The sequence below is a fragment of the Treponema sp. OMZ 855 genome (genome assembly GCF_024181145.1).
GTDB lineage: Bacteria > Spirochaetota > Spirochaetia > Treponematales > Treponemataceae > Treponema.
Map to the genome: position 1 here is coordinate 1,512,166 of NZ_CP051194.1, position 16,151 is coordinate 1,528,316.

13 protein-coding genes are annotated in these 16,151 nt (G+C 43.4%); 9 read left to right on the forward strand and 4 right to left on the reverse strand.

Annotated features, from left to right (window positions below; genetic code table 11):
* Positions 1 to 127 precede the first annotated feature (127 nt).
* From E4N65_RS06835 to E4N65_RS06865, 7 genes are all read left to right on the forward strand, one after another.
* Positions 128 to 439, forward strand: coding sequence for a hypothetical protein (locus tag E4N65_RS06835; protein WP_253672401.1), 312 nt, complete (start codon positions 128 to 130; stop codon positions 437 to 439).
* A gap of 18 nt (positions 440 to 457) precedes the next feature.
* Positions 458 to 658, forward strand: a complete 201-nt coding sequence (locus tag E4N65_RS06840) for a hypothetical protein (RefSeq protein ID WP_253672402.1) — start codon at positions 458 to 460, stop codon at positions 656 to 658.
* Complete coding sequence (locus E4N65_RS06845) at positions 658 to 822, forward strand: hypothetical protein (RefSeq protein WP_253672404.1); 165 nt, start codon at positions 658 to 660, stop codon at positions 820 to 822. Before E4N65_RS06840 ends, E4N65_RS06845 begins: the two co-directional genes overlap by 1 nt.
* A gap of 7 nt (positions 823 to 829) precedes the next feature.
* Entirely contained in the window at positions 830 to 2,152 is a 1,323-nt protein-coding gene (locus tag E4N65_RS06850; protein ID WP_253672406.1) for a hypothetical protein, read from the forward strand.
* 76 nt (positions 2,153 to 2,228) lie between these two features.
* Positions 2,229 to 2,432: a hypothetical protein gene (locus tag E4N65_RS06855; RefSeq protein ID WP_253672407.1), complete on the forward strand. Its 204-nt coding sequence runs from the start codon at positions 2,229 to 2,231 to the stop codon at positions 2,430 to 2,432.
* On the forward strand, positions 2,422 to 2,739 hold the full coding sequence (locus tag E4N65_RS06860; RefSeq protein WP_253672409.1) for a hypothetical protein: 318 nt from the start codon (positions 2,422 to 2,424) through the stop codon (positions 2,737 to 2,739). Before E4N65_RS06855 ends, E4N65_RS06860 begins: the two co-directional genes overlap by 11 nt.
* A gap of 192 nt (positions 2,740 to 2,931) precedes the next feature.
* Positions 2,932 to 3,234: a hypothetical protein gene (locus E4N65_RS06865; RefSeq protein WP_253672411.1), complete on the forward strand. Its 303-nt coding sequence runs from the start codon at positions 2,932 to 2,934 to the stop codon at positions 3,232 to 3,234.
* A 114-nt stretch (positions 3,235 to 3,348) separates the two neighbouring features.
* Here the strand turns inward: E4N65_RS06865 and E4N65_RS06870 are convergent, their stop codons facing one another.
* From E4N65_RS06870 to E4N65_RS06885, 4 genes are all read right to left on the reverse strand, one after another.
* Positions 3,349 to 4,416 (reverse strand): JAB domain-containing protein, encoded by a 1,068-nt coding sequence (locus E4N65_RS06870; RefSeq protein ID WP_253672413.1) that lies wholly within the window; start codon positions 4,414 to 4,416, stop codon positions 3,349 to 3,351.
* Between the two features lie 7 nt (positions 4,417 to 4,423).
* Positions 4,424 to 5,434: a hypothetical protein gene (locus tag E4N65_RS06875; protein WP_253672415.1), complete on the reverse strand. Its 1,011-nt coding sequence runs from the start codon at positions 5,432 to 5,434 to the stop codon at positions 4,424 to 4,426.
* An 84-nt stretch (positions 5,435 to 5,518) separates the two neighbouring features.
* Entirely contained in the window at positions 5,519 to 6,244 is a 726-nt protein-coding gene (locus tag E4N65_RS06880; RefSeq protein ID WP_253672417.1) for an ArdC family protein, read from the reverse strand.
* 164 nt (positions 6,245 to 6,408) lie between these two features.
* Positions 6,409 to 14,919, reverse strand: coding sequence for a MuF-C-terminal domain-containing protein (locus E4N65_RS06885; RefSeq protein ID WP_253672418.1), 8,511 nt, complete (start codon positions 14,917 to 14,919; stop codon positions 6,409 to 6,411).
* A 42-nt stretch (positions 14,920 to 14,961) separates the two neighbouring features.
* Here E4N65_RS06885 and E4N65_RS06890 point away from each other — a divergent pair, with 42 nt between their 5' ends.
* Both E4N65_RS06890 and E4N65_RS06895 read left to right on the forward strand, forming a co-directional pair.
* Positions 14,962 to 15,456, forward strand: a complete 495-nt coding sequence (locus tag E4N65_RS06890) for a hypothetical protein (protein WP_253672420.1) — start codon at positions 14,962 to 14,964, stop codon at positions 15,454 to 15,456.
* A complete protein-coding gene (locus tag E4N65_RS06895; RefSeq protein WP_253672422.1) occupies positions 15,440 to 16,147 on the forward strand; it encodes a hypothetical protein in 708 nt (235 codons plus the stop codon). Before E4N65_RS06890 ends, E4N65_RS06895 begins: the two co-directional genes overlap by 17 nt.
* Positions 16,148 to 16,151: the final 4 nt, after the last annotated feature.

Consider the following 16,151-nt stretch of genomic DNA (forward strand, 5'->3'; position numbering starts at 1 on the left):
CGGTGCAATTTGCATAAGCATACAAATTGTCGGACACCTGAAACAGAATATGACAAATGGCAATATCGAGGTACTTGCGGAGCATATTGGGTTTAACCCGATAGCAAAAAATTGAGGAGGAATAGCGATGGCGTTTAATTTTGAAGAATGGAAAAAAGGTTACAATGATGATAGACCTCTTGAGCCATGTTGCGCAAGCGAGAATCCGGAGCAGTGGGCTGAGATTGCAGACTTTGATGCCGGTTATCAAAGTTGCCTTAATGAATACGGTTGGCACTTTTTGAAAGACGGAGATACCCCTCCTCAAGAAGATAAAGAGTACCTGTTTTATTTTGCTTCTAAAGGAGAGCGAGGAATGATCATCTCAGACACATGGGAACGTAAGAGGAATAATCCATACGTTATTGCATGGGCGGAATTTCAAACGCTCAAGGTTTAAAGAAGGAGGAATAACTATATGAAAGAGCGGGCACATATTAGCTGGCAACTAGACGAAAGCTCTGATAAAGCGTATTTATCTGCAAGCGGCACAAACGAGGTGCTTTTAACAGGTTTAAAAGGAATATTTGATGCCATCATTACGGATGTCGCTGAGCGAAATTATATTCCGGTGAGCGTTATGCGGGAAACGATGCTTGAATTTCTAAGGGAGGAATAATGACTACTACTGAAAATATCCGCCAAGAAGTACAAGTAAAACGCGAGGATGCGCAAAAACCGCTTCTTGAGCCGCAAAAGAAAAAGGGATACGTACGCAGTACTCGATCCGACCGGCCGCTTTTAGGACGTGGACATATTACCAGTTTAATCAATCATGGATAATATGAGTATGAATGATAAAAAATATGTAGATAAAAAAGATGTTTTTGCACTACTCGTTGCCTTTTCAGGGCAAGGGAACGTAGTAAGTATTCAAAAAGAATACCTCGTTTTGTGCGATTATGATTATGAGGCAGCAGTCTTTTTAAGCCAAATTATTTACTGGTCTGATAAATCGTACCTTGAAAATGGCTGGATATATAAAACGTATGCAGAATGGGAAAAAGAGCTTTTTATCAAAGAGCGAAAGCTTAGAAGGCTTAAAGACTACCTTGTTGCAAAAGGCTATATCGAAATGAAGATTCTGCACAGGAATGGAATACCGGTATGTCATTGGCGAGTGATGGTAAAAGTAATCGACAGTCTTCTTATGCTCTATACCGGAAAAAAGCAAGAGGAATCACAGAATCATGGTGTACATGATAGCGATGAAAATCAAGACGCTGTCGTATCTTGTGAAAACACACAAGAAGAGGCGGTATATGAGTCTACTCCGGTTGAACAAGAAGAGCAACAACGCTCGTCTTCTGAAAAAGGCGTGATAGATAATTGTATTATACCACATGCAAATAAGGATGAGGGCGTACAAAACACTCTGCCGTCATTCAGAGAAGTTGGTAAAAGTCCATCCGGACAAAATGACCGGTTCCATCCGGACAAAATGACCGAATCCATCCGGACAAAATGTCCGAATCCATCCGGACAAAATGACCGAATCCATTCGGACAAATTGTCCGAATCTACTAATAACATCGATTACATACATCAATTACCTTCAACGATTACTTCTTCTCCTTCCCTTGAAGTACGATCAAGCTTAGACGGAGATGAAGAAAAATCACAGATACGAAAAAAAAAGGAGGAGGAAGAAAAGATTGCCTATCAAAAAGCAATAAATCCGTCTGTTACAAAACTGGCAGAAGAGATTTATGCGCTGTTTGTAGAGGCAGGAATAAACAAAGCCGATCAGTTTCTGGTATTTTTACAACGCGATTTTAAATATGGGCTTACTAAGCTGCACGAGCGGACAATTCCGTTTGATACCAATATTCTTAGCGCGTGTAAAAACTATGTGCAGGTGTTGGCACTGCAAAAAAGCGGTAAAACGTGGTGGAAAAGCCGATTACCCTTTAGCGGTTTTTGCAGTGAAAAAATTATTTCACGGTTTTTACCTGATCATTTCGAAATGGCTGCATTTGAGCTTCAAGATACGGCACGTTCTCCACCCCCTCAACAAGATTTTAGCGAGGAAGCGTTACCGGAACTTTTTAAACACAGCCGTCTTGAAAACTCTTGTGATGAACAGGATTTATTGAGCGGGGTTGTATTTTAAGCGCTGTATACTTGCTTTAAAAAGAGCCTTGTAAAACGGCTCTGAGAAAAAAGTTTTTTAAGGAGGTGTGAAACTTATGAAAGTGTTGATAGATGTGCGGCCGGAGCAGCTGCATGAAATCAGGAAAGATTTAAAAAATCAGGATTGCGGTATTTCTCCTGAAACTGAGCGAATTTTAGTGTGTATTACGCAAGGAATTCAGAAAAAATGTCAGTGTCAGAAAACAGAAATTGAGCAGTTCGAGCAATACTATGATGAGGAGTGTCTGTATGACAGCTGAAAAGAATGAACTAAAAACGATATGCAAATTTTTAGCGTTAAGCGGAAAGAAGATTACCGACCGCCGCGGGCATATTTTTACCGACGATATGATAAGCGCCGACGGAACGATATTCCGCTTTGACGAGAATGGCTATTTGGACGGAGGGACGCAGCCGGCAATAGAAAGTGCAACCGGCTATGTCGAATATCGCCAAAAAGGACTTTTACACCGGAAAGGATTACCGGCACTCTATGATCTTGCAAGTGGTGTGCAAGAATATTGGGAGGGGGGCAAGCTGTTGAGCGTGTACAAAGAAGAGGAATGATTGTCATCAAAGCAGCGAGTGAACTCTGCGCTCTTTTTTGTATTGCGTTCATAGTAATATTCTGTATTGGCACACTGTATCTTGCCTACGAATGGAATTCAATGAAACATCGGCAAAAGATACATAAAGCGTTGAGTAAATTAAACACAAAAAACAATGGTATAAATGATACCGATAAAAGAGGAGATCAATATGAATGAGAAAACATCAAGTATTCTTCCGCATGCGTTAAAAGGAAAAGCGGTTTTTACGAAAGGGGATGATCCGACTCCAATTAACGGAGAACATATGCTCGTTGAAGGATACATCTGTCGCTTAAAAAATGGGTTATTACACGGAAATGAGACGTATCCGGCAATTGAGGGGCCGGGACATATCGAGTACTGGGAGGAAGGAGTCTTGAAAGAAATCAGTACGAACGGCTTTAAGCGAACTGAAAAGTATGAAAAAAATGCCGATGGCAGTGTTCGGCTCGTTTCAGTCGAAGAAAAATAAGGGACTTGCCGCTTTCATTTTCCACAAATCCACACGAAAAAGGCGGGTGAAGGGATGCCCAAAACATCCCGGAGCTGACTTTTGACTGTGGAGCTTGTGGTAAATGGAAGCGTGTTATCGTTCGATATACGTACTCACTCGTTTTAATTTCTTTTGCCGTGCAAATTCTTTAAAGTCTTTTGAAGATGCAATGACAGTCGGCGAATAGAGGGGATCGATGTAATGAGAAGCGAGGTCAGGGTCTTTATCGGAAAAGCAATAGTTTTTATTGTAGCCGTCAAGGAAAATCTTTTTTTCTGCCATAAACAGCAATGCCTTTTCTAATTTTTCATCATCGCTTCGGTTAACCGGGAAAAAAGAATCGGCGCCGAGTAAGGCTGCCTTTTTATGAAAATCAATGAAAAAACGGTTCCATTGTTCAGGCGACTGAGCGGCTGCAATAATATCACGGTTATTAAAAAAGTAAATACCTGCGATGACATATCGCTGATCAAGAGCAAAAAAGGGTGTTTTTCCTTCCGTTTTCCAGTGTGATTTTCCATCAATATCGTTTAAAATCCACATCATTTTATGCGTATCATCTCCGCTTATCATAAAGGGAATAATGCTATTATTTTTTTTAGGATGCATGAGCGGATCGTGTATTTTACGAGTTTCGGGATCTGCGGAATACTGCCAGCCCTTACCCGGCTTATAAAAAGCAAAATTACCATGATCGAGGATGATATGTCCTAAAAAGCGGGAAGTGCCACCAAGTGAAGAAAGCTCAAGTTCGATTTGGGCAGTTAATGTTTCATCGCGTGTAGAAGGGACAATTTGTCCTGTCGGGTGATTATGCGCAATAAGCAGCGAATAGTTATGCTCTTTTAAATAGGATTTAATAGCATTCCAGTAGTGGTTTTGTTTGGTATTTGCATCTTTATTCTCTGCTGAAAAAGAAGCGGAGATAAGGCTTTTATTGGTGATGGCGATTTGATCTCGGATAGTACCGGATGCATCGACGATGATATGGCGGAACGTTTCTACCTTTTTACTGCGGTAGCGGTATAAAAGGTGATAGGCCTGATGGAGCCCTTTTTCAGAAAGGGTTCCATCAGCAGTAATGTCAATCGGTTTTTCGACGAGGTAGTCGGGAAAATCGAAAGGATGCCGGTGCTGTTTTACATAGCGAGAAAGAGTCATACTTTGCTTATCGGCTTATAGAGACGGATGGAGCAGCGGAGAGGTGAATATTTTTCTCTTTTTTGAGCTTTTCATCCATTTGATGTTTCGTTTCATAGGAGAATTGAGGCATTACCGCGCGGTTTGAAAAATCTTGCCCTTGATACATACTGTAAAGAAGCGCTTGTTTTGTAAGTGTTCCTTTATCAATTTTCTTTAAAGCATTTTGCACTTCCATAGAAAAAAGTGCACTCATACGGGCATCAGCGTCAAAAGAAGGAACGCCGCCTACGAGGTCATACGATCCATGTTGCTGTACAATATTATGCGTTTGTATGGCTTTGTAGACATTTAAAAGTCCTACAGTGGAAAGTTCATCTTTCCGCTTTTCGTTTTCAAGCCGCATCGCTTCTTTGATAGCAGGGTTACGGGTATTATCGAGAAAGTTCTTTTGAGATTGAGCATGGCTTTGTGCTTGTTCACTTTCAAACGTTTTCCGCTCAGGTAATATTTTGTGTAAAAGCTTCCGGCTGCGATCGTCAAATTGTTCAACATTATACATATACTGAAAGCCTGTCTTTGTTCCTTCTCCGGCAACTCGTATTTCGTTTAAAAGCGGGCTGCGGGAAGCAAATTTTGTGTCGTTACAGACTAAAAGCGGCGTCGTGTTTTTGCTTACGTCAAGGGTAAGTCCTAAAGAACGTGCTTCATGACCGAAAATATAGTCGGTTTTCTTACAACCGGTCGCTGTCGCATGAAGTTCAGCGGCAGCTTTATTGATATCTTTCATTACCGTACCGTTTAAAAGATTGTTCGGCACAGGTTTATCTCCCTGCCTGAAAAACGGAACATTATGTTCGGTAACGCAAACGGAAAGGAGTTTATTGACTTGGTCGGTATAAAACTCTTCAGGGCTTCCGTGACGGGCAGTATCGCTTGATGTCCATTGATCGAGGACTTCATCTTTCTCACCGAGATAGACGGTTGAACGATAGGCATTTTTATTGATAGGTGTTGAGGTGTCAAAAAAAGAAGGCATAGTAGCATTTGCTCCTTATTAAAGGGAGCACTCGCAACGTTTGTTTTGAGCGGTCTCCCTTAGATGTACTTGTGCGGTATACGGTTATCGAGAGAAAGAAGAAGATGCGCTGTGAGTCGGCGCTGCTCGTTCAGCTCGTTCAGCTCGTTCAGCTCGTTCAGCTGTTTGTGAAACATCTTCTTTCATCCATCTGTGTGCATCCCGTCCGATTTTAAATAAATTGGAGGGGGAAGCTTGGAGTGCTTCTTTAAATTTCTGAGAAAATTCTGCTGCAAGTTCAGAAGGCGGGGTAAACCCAATACCATAGTGTATGCTAAGAAGATAAGCCCCAAGATATTTTGATGGATTTGAAAAGCGCGGTTCGATACTATCTTTTGTATAGATCGATATTTTCCAAAGTGATGGCAATTTCTCCGGCCGCTTTACGTGGGAATCGGCAAAGTAGTGATTGATAACCACCTTTGCCTTTCCATTTTCATCACGCTTATCCATATCTTGAAAAGAAAGCAGAAAGGCTTTGGCATCCTTTTTGATACCGGCGCCGCACTTATTGGCTTGATCAAAGGTCAAAATATTGTGTCCGTCTAAACCTTTTTCATGCAAATACGCTTTTGCAAGGATTTGATTGATACCGGTAAACTCATAACCGGTCAGGGCATTACGAACAGCGCGGGTATCGCAGAATCCGTTTTCATCCGGAAGGAAGGGAAGATTTCTTTTTTCCAAAAGATCGAGCATATGCTCGGTTTGTAGTTCCGTAATGGGTTTGAAAGTAACGCCTGTTTTACGGTCATCTGTTTGATTGGTCATTTTTTCTTCTTGAGTATTCATCATTATCACCGTACAAGAATAAAACGTATGAAAAGCATCTTTTACGCGGCAACTGGTTTCCGGTGCCGCTTATCAATTAACATCTTTTCTACCAGCAGTATACAATATAAATGTTATAACATCAATATACAGTAGATGAAAATCTATCGCTCAAAGGTAAAAGTAGGTTGTGGTTTTACCGTCTGTGCGACAAGTGGTCGGTGTTCTTTCGCGTAGAGGAATTGCCGCTGCGCGTCAAACAGTGCATCGAACGCTTTATTGATGCGGGCACGCTCTGCCCCTTCAGGATACGGCTTTGGTACTCCTTGCGCCGGAGTATGTGTTTTATAAAAGGTGTTATCCGGCTTAAAACATAAAAGCGTATTTTTTCTCCCTAAGCTTTCAAGCTTGTCAGAAACATACGCAGAAAATGCACGTGCTGCTAAATTCTGCTTCCGTGCCCAATACGGATGAGCCGCCTCTTTTCCGTCAAGCAGCTGGGCATGACGGAGATAATCGGATGGGGTTTTATCCTCTTTTTCCGTAATAGCTGTGATAAGGTTTTGAAACGCTTGATTGATTTTTCCTTTTCCTTGAGGAATCTCAGTGAGACACACATCTTTTTTTTGACCGGTAGCAGCACTATAAAGGAGGTTGTCGAAGGCAGAAAACCATTTTTCAGCTAAAAGGCCGCCTGATTTTCCATGCATTAAGGAGAGTGTTTGTTTATTCCGATCGTAATGGGTGCCGCTTCTTTTCTGTTGTGTTCCGGCGAGTGAAAGGGCGAGCGTTGAAAAAACTCCGATCTGTGTATCAGGTAGGTGTAAGACATCAGCCATATCGGCGAACGCATGGGCGACAGCGGTAATCTCGTGCGGTTGTAAAGTTGAAGTATTATTGCCCGCAACGGTTCGAAAAGAAAAGTGTGTTTGCAATTGTGCAAGAGACTGTACAGAAAGCGTTCTGCCACCGATCCGTGCATAACACGAAGGGACTGCACGCTCGAATGACATATCATGTTTATTGGCACTCTGTGCGGTTTTTGTCTTGCTTTGTCCGGATACGGTTTGCGTAACCGACGCGATCGTGCTACCGGAAGATGAGCGAAGCGGTGCAATAATCGGCTGTACCGATTGCGTTTTGTTAACCGCTTCAAGCGGTATCTCGACATTCTTATGCGAGAGAACTTTTTCATTCGGCATATTTTCAACTACTTCTTTTGTAGAAAGCGTGTTGTGTTTCCTGTCCAGCTCAATTTCTTTTCTTACCTCTGCCATCGGTTTTAAGTCGTTTAAGAGATTTTGTACATAGTTTTCGGTAATATCAACGAGAGAGCCTGCAAGAGAGTGTTCCGCAGCTTGCGCTTTCTTCGCCTCGGCAATCAGACGCGGTTTTTCCTTTTCGATTGAGTCGATGCGTTCAGTAAGTTTTCTTTTTTCTTCATTGAGTTCGGCAATCCGCATAGCGGCGCTGTGCTCACTGTCGATGCCGCACGCAGCTTCTTTTTTTTCAAGTAGCTGTAGTTTTGTCTTATAAAAGCGTACTTCTCCTTTGGCATCACATCTTTCGGCTGCAGCAAGGTTGATAGCTATGGCATGCTTTTTTTCGATAATCGAATCGATGGTACTCAATTTGAGGTCAATGACTGCCCGATCTCCTTCCAATGCAGCTTTCTTTCGGCTTATGATAAACGCTGCTTTTTTTTCAGGGTCTTTGATAAGGTCAAGTTTTAATTCTTCGGGGCGAATATCCTGCACGTCAAGCGTATCCCCTTTATAGCTCCACAAGGCATTGATGCGGGATGACTTTTCATCATGCTTTTGATACATCAGCGAATCGATGGAGTCGGTGATAAGAGGATAGGTGATGTGGACATGACCTTGCTCATTTCCCTGCCGCCAGATACGCCCTTCAACTTGCGTACTTTCAGTCGGATTCCAACCGAGCATACAGTTATAGAGGGCAAAAGAATTACCGTTTAAATCGATTCCTTCGCTGATAGTCTCGCTTCCGATAATGATTTTTAATGGAGCTGTTTTATCATTGAACTGTTCGGTCATCTCATCTTTTTTCTTACTTGATGTTCCGGAATTGATAATGCCGATTGCTTTTTCCGGAACTCCATGCGCAATAAGATACCGTTTTACTTCTTCCGCTTCTTGTACCCCGCGCGGCATATACATTACCTGCCCGCCTGCAGGAACTTTTTTATAAGAAGCCGCGATGGCATTACAGACAAAAGTTAATTTCGGAGAGCTTTCAACGAGTTCAGTCATGGGAGGCAGCGCAAAATCATAATCGCTTGCTTTTACGAGTGCCGGGGATAAAAGCGCCATGCGCATATTATTCATCGCGACAAGCGCTCCGCCCGGATCATCTTTTGAAATCGTACTGAGGCGCTTTGTTTCTACATCGATAATTTTTTTCTGGAGTTCCGTCGCTTCAAGCTCAATCGCATGAACGCGTTTTATCGGCCGGATAACGCCTGCTTCTTCTGCGCCGACTTTATCAATATATTCCGTCAAAAGATTTTGAAGGCTCTGCACATTGCGGAAGTTTTTCATCACCTGTTTCGGCTGTATTTCTCCGTTCGGTTTTACCGCCCATTCGGTATGGGTTTGGGCAAACTCGGTCATAAAGGAGCCGAGATTATACAGGTGCATATTTTTTAGTTTTTCCCGCCCGACATACGAAAGCATTGAATAGATTTCCGTCGGCGAATTCGTAAAGGGTGTTGCCGTTAAAAGAAAGACATTTCTACCGTTATTTTCCTTTTGGATAAGCTGGGTAATGGCAAAAAGCTTTTGTGCCCGCTTTGAAGGCGTGCCGCTTCCGATGCCTTCAAATTCATTGGCTTGCCGTTTTGCCTCATCATCATACTGCGGCCGCGGCATAGTAAAAAGGTTTTTAAACCGGTGCGCTTCATCAACGGTGATGTGGTCAAATCCGGTATCTTCCCAATAGACGTACCCGTTTTTTACGGAAGAGGCTTCCCCCAGTATCTTTTGAATACTTTCTTTCTCTTGTGCATTATCCCATGCGTTACCGCTTACGGTACTGCGGGCATCGAGTAAATCGACGGTTAACTCTCCTTCAAGCGTCTGTTTTTTAAAGGTTACCGCTTGTAACGCTTCATGCGTACATAAGGATATACTGCCCTTTTCGAGGGAAAGTCCGTGTTCACCGACCAAAAAGGGTTTGAGCTTTTCTTCACTAAAGTTTCCAAGGTCGTTTACCGGGATAGTCGGGAACAGTTCTTTTATATCATGGAGCCACTTTGAATACACCGCTTTTGGAACGCAAATAAGGGGACGATGAGCTCTTTCTGCTTGGATTTGATTGACGGTTGCAACAATACCGCAAGCAGTTTTACCGACGCCGACATCATAGGCAAGAAGACCGTTTCCTTTGTCGGTTAAAAATGAAATCCCTTTTATTTGCTGCTCATAGAGGGTAAAGACTTCCCCGTCTTTCTTCTCGCTCATACCCGAAACAAAAAGCGGCAGCTTAGCATAATCGGCACCGCGATACCCGTTAAAGCGGCGGTTCCACAGCGTTAAAAGCTCACGGCGTTTTCCTTCAGGTACCCCTTCTTGGATATAACGGTTAAAAAGCCGTTCAGCCGTTTCGCGCCGAAGAGTGCGCGTTCTGTTAGCTTCAAGCTGTGCCGCCTTCTTTTTTTGGGGCGTATACTCTTGATGTGCTCGCACCGGATCCCGATCAATATACGAGATAATATCATACCACCGAATTTCAGGAGGTAAATCTTCCGGCCGTATCGGCGATTCATCGTTGAGCGTCACTCGTGAGGGGTGTGAAAGAGGCAGTCCCGCTTCAAAAAGGAACTGCTCACCGGTTGCCCATTTAATAAAACCTTCCCTCAGGTTATACGGAACTCCATTGTCATCACGAGCGACGATAAACTCATGAGCGAGATTTGAATGAACCGGAATAGCCAGTTTTTCATACGGTACTTCAGGCGGCAAGGATTGCTCAAGGAGTTTTTTTTGCCGTTGGTAAAGCGTTTCGCCAATCGACTCTTTATTTTTTTCAAGCGCCTCAAGCTTTTCATAAATATTACCTTTGGTAAAATTGACCGTGTGCATCCATGCCGTTTCAGTGATTTTGATATAATCGGGGTGCTGGGCAATAAAGGCGCGTTGTTCAGCCGTTAGCGATGCGTTTTCAATTTTCCCTTCATAGTCAGTCGCTTTCCAAAGCGGCGCTTCCCGCTCATCGAGCGTTTTACCGTACTTAGCGGCAAAGTCAGAAGCGGACAGAAGCTTACCTTCATGCCGTTTCATCTCATCATTATTCGGTACCGGTTGCCGTTTTAGGGTTTGTTTTTGCGCTGATTTTATAGATGTGCTGCTTATGCCCTCATCTGCCAGTACGCTTCCGTTCATCCATGAAGCAGTACCGGATTTGACATTTTCGTTTTCAGCGGAAACGGTATTAGTTTGTTCTTCTTGTACTATTGATACTCGCTTATTTTTTCCGGTAAGATCGATGATATGGACGTTGCCGTCCTTTACTGACTGGAGTACCATACCGCCTACAGAGTTTTTGTAGTAATCTTCAAACCAGTTTTTAGCACTTCCAATAGATTCTTTATTGCCGCTAACGGCTCCCGCTTTGTTCGCTGCATCTGTTTCCACGACCTTTTGGTGGAGTTCTTCTTTTTCCGGTTTCAGAATGCTTTCAGGCATAATACGCGCAAGAGTTGTCTCAAGCGATTCTCCTGCAAAAGGGGCTATCGTGATTTGTTTTTGTCCGAAGCGATTGACTCCTTCTTTTTCTTCTCCGAGAATATGGTCAGGGTGCCGGGCAAAAAAAGAATCGAGTGAAAAATCTTTTTCATATCCTCTTTCTTTTTTGACGATAACGAGGTCAACACCAACATCGGTTGTTGGAAAAACGCCGGAAGGGAGTCGCCACGCATCGATGAGCGTTCCTTTTGCAGCAATAAGGCGCTTTCCTTCTGTTTGGGCACTCTGTAAAAAAGAAGAAGGAAGGACAAACGCAACAAGGCCGCCGTCCTTTACGACATCGAGCGCCCGATCGAGAAAATACTGCTCGTAGCGGCTATGAGAAGATCCTTCGCCCTTTCCTTTATAAAAGCCGCTATAGACACCGTACGGCGGGTTACCGATTACAAGGTCAAACTTTTTTCCCGTATACTGTGCATTGTGAATAACACCGTCTTTAAAAAAGAGTTCTTGAAACGCTTGTGTTTTTACCTCAGCTGTAGGGTGCAAAAGCCGAGCAATACGACTTGCAGTCTCATCCGGTTCGATAAGTGTACAGTCATTGTGCTCTCGCCCTTCTAAAAAGCGTCCGGTTCCGCCGGCCGGTTCAAGAACTGTTTTTATGGTAGGATCATACGCGTCGACAAGATGCCAGAGTGCATCGCAGGCGGCTTTCGGTGTATAAAATTCATATAAGACACCGGATGCACTCCGATCCGCTTCGCCGGTTCCGCCTCCTCCTTCATACTGCATAAGCATTTTTTTATCTTCAGTCGTCAGTTCATCGGCTCGTTTTTCGTTTAAGAGAATGAGGCACTGTTCGCGGATACGCTTTATATCCCCGATAGTTTGTTTATCGTTGCCTTCAGCCTTTATAGATCCATTTCGAGGTTGATCAGAGCCGACATCAGATGTTCCTCGGTAAGAGGCCTTCCCATTTTTCGGTTTATCTGAACCGCCCACAAAAGAGACTCTTCCACGCTCATCGTTTTGAGAACGCGGCCGAACTTCTCCGGCGTAATGCGGTACGTTATTCGCTCTGTCAGCGTTTTCTCTTCTGCGCTCAAACGCTCCGTCATCCATGCCGGTATTTCTTCCTGTATCTTCTGTCCGTCCGGCATCTCCCATTTCCGTATGACGGTTCCCCTGTCCGTCCGGTATTCCGCTATCAAGGTTCCATCCATATTCTTTCTCCCTTTTGAGCTGTTGTCGTTTCTCTTCCATATAGAAGTGTACATTAAAGAGCGGGACCCCACTCAAAGTTTTCCTTTCAAGTATCGTACCGTCATCGTCTTTCGTTAAGACGGTATACTGTAACTGCTTATCTTTCCGTTCTGGGATCATTTCGACGTTGCCTGATTTTGAGCCATCACGGATCATGAGGATAAACTGCCTTTGTCCTCTTTTATTAGTATACTGCTTTTGTGGGTGAAAGCCGTAGCTTTTAAATTGCTCCAAAAAACGTTCAGTTTTTTCTTCTCCGCAACGATCCGCCTTGAATACCACATCGTCGAGACCTTCCAGTAATGCGCCAAAATCATTTTTTGACTTTCCGTTTTTGGCTGTTCCTATGGCTCCTTGTTTAAAATCGTCAATATGATAGATTTCGATATAAGGCCCCTTATTCCACCGGTGGCGGTGTGGCGGGTAAAAAATATTCCATGAGCCTTGAGCCGCTTGAAGCTGATCGACTTCTTGTACCGGCGGATACGCTTCTTTGTGTGTAAGCGCTGTCGCGTGTTTTTCGCTAGAAGCGAGCGGCGCTACTATCGGTTGCGGTATCTGGTTTACTCCTTTTTTGAGATCTTTTCCGCTGTTTTCAATCTCATCTTCCGGTTCAGGGAAGTAAGAAGGATACGTTTTATGCAGCTGCCGCTCAATGGTCATCCCTTCGGGGACATGGTAGTCAAGCTCCATGTTCGGTACCGAACGTAATTGGTCAAGGTTATTGTATCCCCATTCGGCGTTTTCAAGGTCGCCGTTTAAAATACCAAAGCCATAGACTTCTCCGTTTGTTTTATCAATGTCAGACACGTAGTATTCAGTACCGGAGGGATGAAAATAGCGCAAAAGAATCGGATGTCCTTGTTTTCCCCCTCGTCTTTTGTCAGAGGTAGCGCGATCTGTTTCAACTATTTCGGAAACGGTTTTAATAATTTCCTTAAAGAATTCTGCATCTTCTGACTGCCGTGTGAAAGCGACCGTTGTGCGGTACTGCAAAGGTGGAATAACCTTTTGGGCATTAGCAAAGTCTTTCCGGGTAAGAACTATCTCTTTTCTTTCAGGGGTAAGAGGCAACTCTTGCTTTTCTGTAGAAACCGGCGGTACGTTTTCCGGCTTTATATTCGGTGCTTGTTTCTCGTCTTTTTCCGGATACCATGTTTTTTGAATTCTGGCGGCGTCGGCAAGGCCGTTTTCGGTATTGAGCCGCTGCCAGCAAAAATTGCGCGGCGACCATCTCCAGCCATGCGCTTTTAAATCGCTTCTGACATCATCAGATGGCTTGTCCGGAAAAAAGAGCTGCACACGTTTCAGTGCGGTATTATTGACTATTTTTAGGGTATTCGCATTCGCACTACCGTCTGCCTCTTTTTTATCCGCTGCGATATCGATATGCGAAACGGTATGATGAGGACTGTGAGACATTGCTACAGCATCCTGCTTTACCGGATCATTTAAAAAATCAAATGCCCCCTGCTGCCCTGCATAATACGCTGTTTTTTGATACAGAAGCGGAATGCCGGGATTTTTTTGCTTGACAGAATCATGATATGCTGCTATATTTTCATACAGAAGCTGAGAATGGTAGTTGCGGAGCAATTGGAGCTCCGGGATTGCTAATTCTTGGCTTTTTTCATTTATATATAGCACTCTCTTTTCTTGTACTGCTTTTTGTAAAAAGTTGGTAAAGCGGTCTTTCCCGTATATCGTTTTTGCAAGATTTATATCGACTTCAATACCATTGAAAAAACCTTTTTTATTCGGTGAAAGCGGGATAATGATCGGGCGGCCTTCACTATCTTTTAGTGACACAACCGCAATAATATCTTCTTTACTATCGCTCCGTTGCGATTGCATAACAAGAAGCGGCTTTTTTAACGCATCCGGAATTTGTTTTATCATCTCAGGCGTAAGTCCGTGGTAATTGGGAGCGCTTCCTTCTTTTTCCGGCTGCATAATATTTTGAATATGACGAGCAGTTATCATCACCGGTAAACGTTCAAAGCCAAGTTCTTGATAGATAGGCGCCGTCATACCGAGGTATAGATGACTTTCAGCAAACTGCGATGCATCTTTTTGAGTACTGATGGTATCGACTGCTTCATCAAAGCGCTGTTGATTAAACATAAACCGTTCGGCTGTAAAAAGCTCATCGTATACCCGGATCATTTCGGGATTAAGCGGAATAATTCGGTCAAGGCCGTTATAAACGCGCTGTACGAAGGCCGCTCCTTTTTCAAAGACGAGGTGGTGGTCTTCGGAAGCCGCAAGGCGTAAGCGGATATACTGTTCAAGCCCGAAAGCAAACGCTTCTTCCTGCGCTTCAGTCCATGTACTTTCTTCTACCTTAAAGACTTTCTCTGCCTTTTCTTTAAGCGTTCCGGTTAACTGCCGCCTAAAGACATGAGCGGCTTCATGGACAAAGGTGAAAAAGTCCGCATTTTTCCCTGCCCCGATAAGGGCACGGGCATCACCTGATAAAAAGGCTGTATAGCCTTTTACATCATCCGGAAGGCTCGTATCGGAAACGACAAAACCTTTCGGATGGTACGTTGAAAGGTACTCATCGAATGACATATCGAGGGTTTTGGCACGGGCTTTCAGGAGTAACAAAGCGGTTTCAGCTTCATCTTTTGAAAGATTAAATGATTCGGTAATTTGAGTTAAAACGCGCACTTCAGGCGCCGGAGGCAAGAATCCTTGCATACAATTCCTCCTACAATATTATACTCTTAGTATATCGTATTGATGTTATTACTACAATACATTATCTTATATAGTATGATTACCGTATCTATTCCATCTGAAAAAAAGGGACTGTCTCTATTCGCACACGGAGGAGCCGCCCATGTTGAAACGCTTCCGGATGCGACCGTCTTTACCTTTGATGATAAAAGTCCCGTCATTCTTTTTTACACCTTCCCTTCCACGCGCCGTGCATACATTATTTATGGGAAAGAAACCGGATGTAAACGGATACTTCCTTTGGTAAGGCCTGCGGTAACCGTTTTATACACCGCGACCGGAAGGCGTATTGATGTATTAAAGCGGATGTTATTTCTTTTAGATAACCTTACTTATGGTGCGTATTTTGGGTTTGATGCACTTTTTTATCGAGAGTTGGGGCTGCTCCTCGATCAAAAAAAGATGGGTAAAAGAACGCTTATCACGTTGTTAGAAAAATACGGCTATTGGTATGCCGAACAAGGAAAAAGGAGTGTCCCCTGTGATTCATGTCGATAAACAGGTATTAAGCTATTTAGGAATTGAAAAGATTGTAATTGAGGAGGCTGGAGCACCTCATTCGTGTATTCCGGTTTTTTTCTTTCAAGAAGCATGGCAGCTTTACTGTATTACGGAATTGTCCCCGAGACAGGGACATGATAAACTGCTTATTACCTATCGAAGGGAACGTTTATCGGTACCGGTACAATTAACCGGTGTTCGCGGTAAAAGGCGGCATTACACAGCAGTCTTCACTCATACCTTACCGTTAGAATTAGCATATAAACTTGCATTTCTTCAAAGCCGCTTTGAAACAGCAGATAAACGAGGCGAAAGACGGCTTCCAGTAGGAGTTACGTATTGGAAAATGCTCGGTCTTAAACAGCTGTATCAAACGGTTTTGATAGACGGCTATGAATATGATTGCATCATTGAAAACATTGCCGAACATGGTCTACTCCTTTCTTGCGGACAGGAAGGCAAAATGAATATCCGAGATCCGATGGCCTTGCGTCTTACCTTTACAGCTCCATCTTTAATATCCTTCTTACAACTGTCTCCGGTACGCTTTTTTAAAAAAGATGGGCGGCTGTATATTGCTGTTCGTATAAAAGAGCCACTTGATATTCATTATGTGATGCGTCTTGCACATTATGTCGACTGCTTAACTGATAGTCCCCATAAGCATGCGGTACACAGCAGCCTGTAAGGAA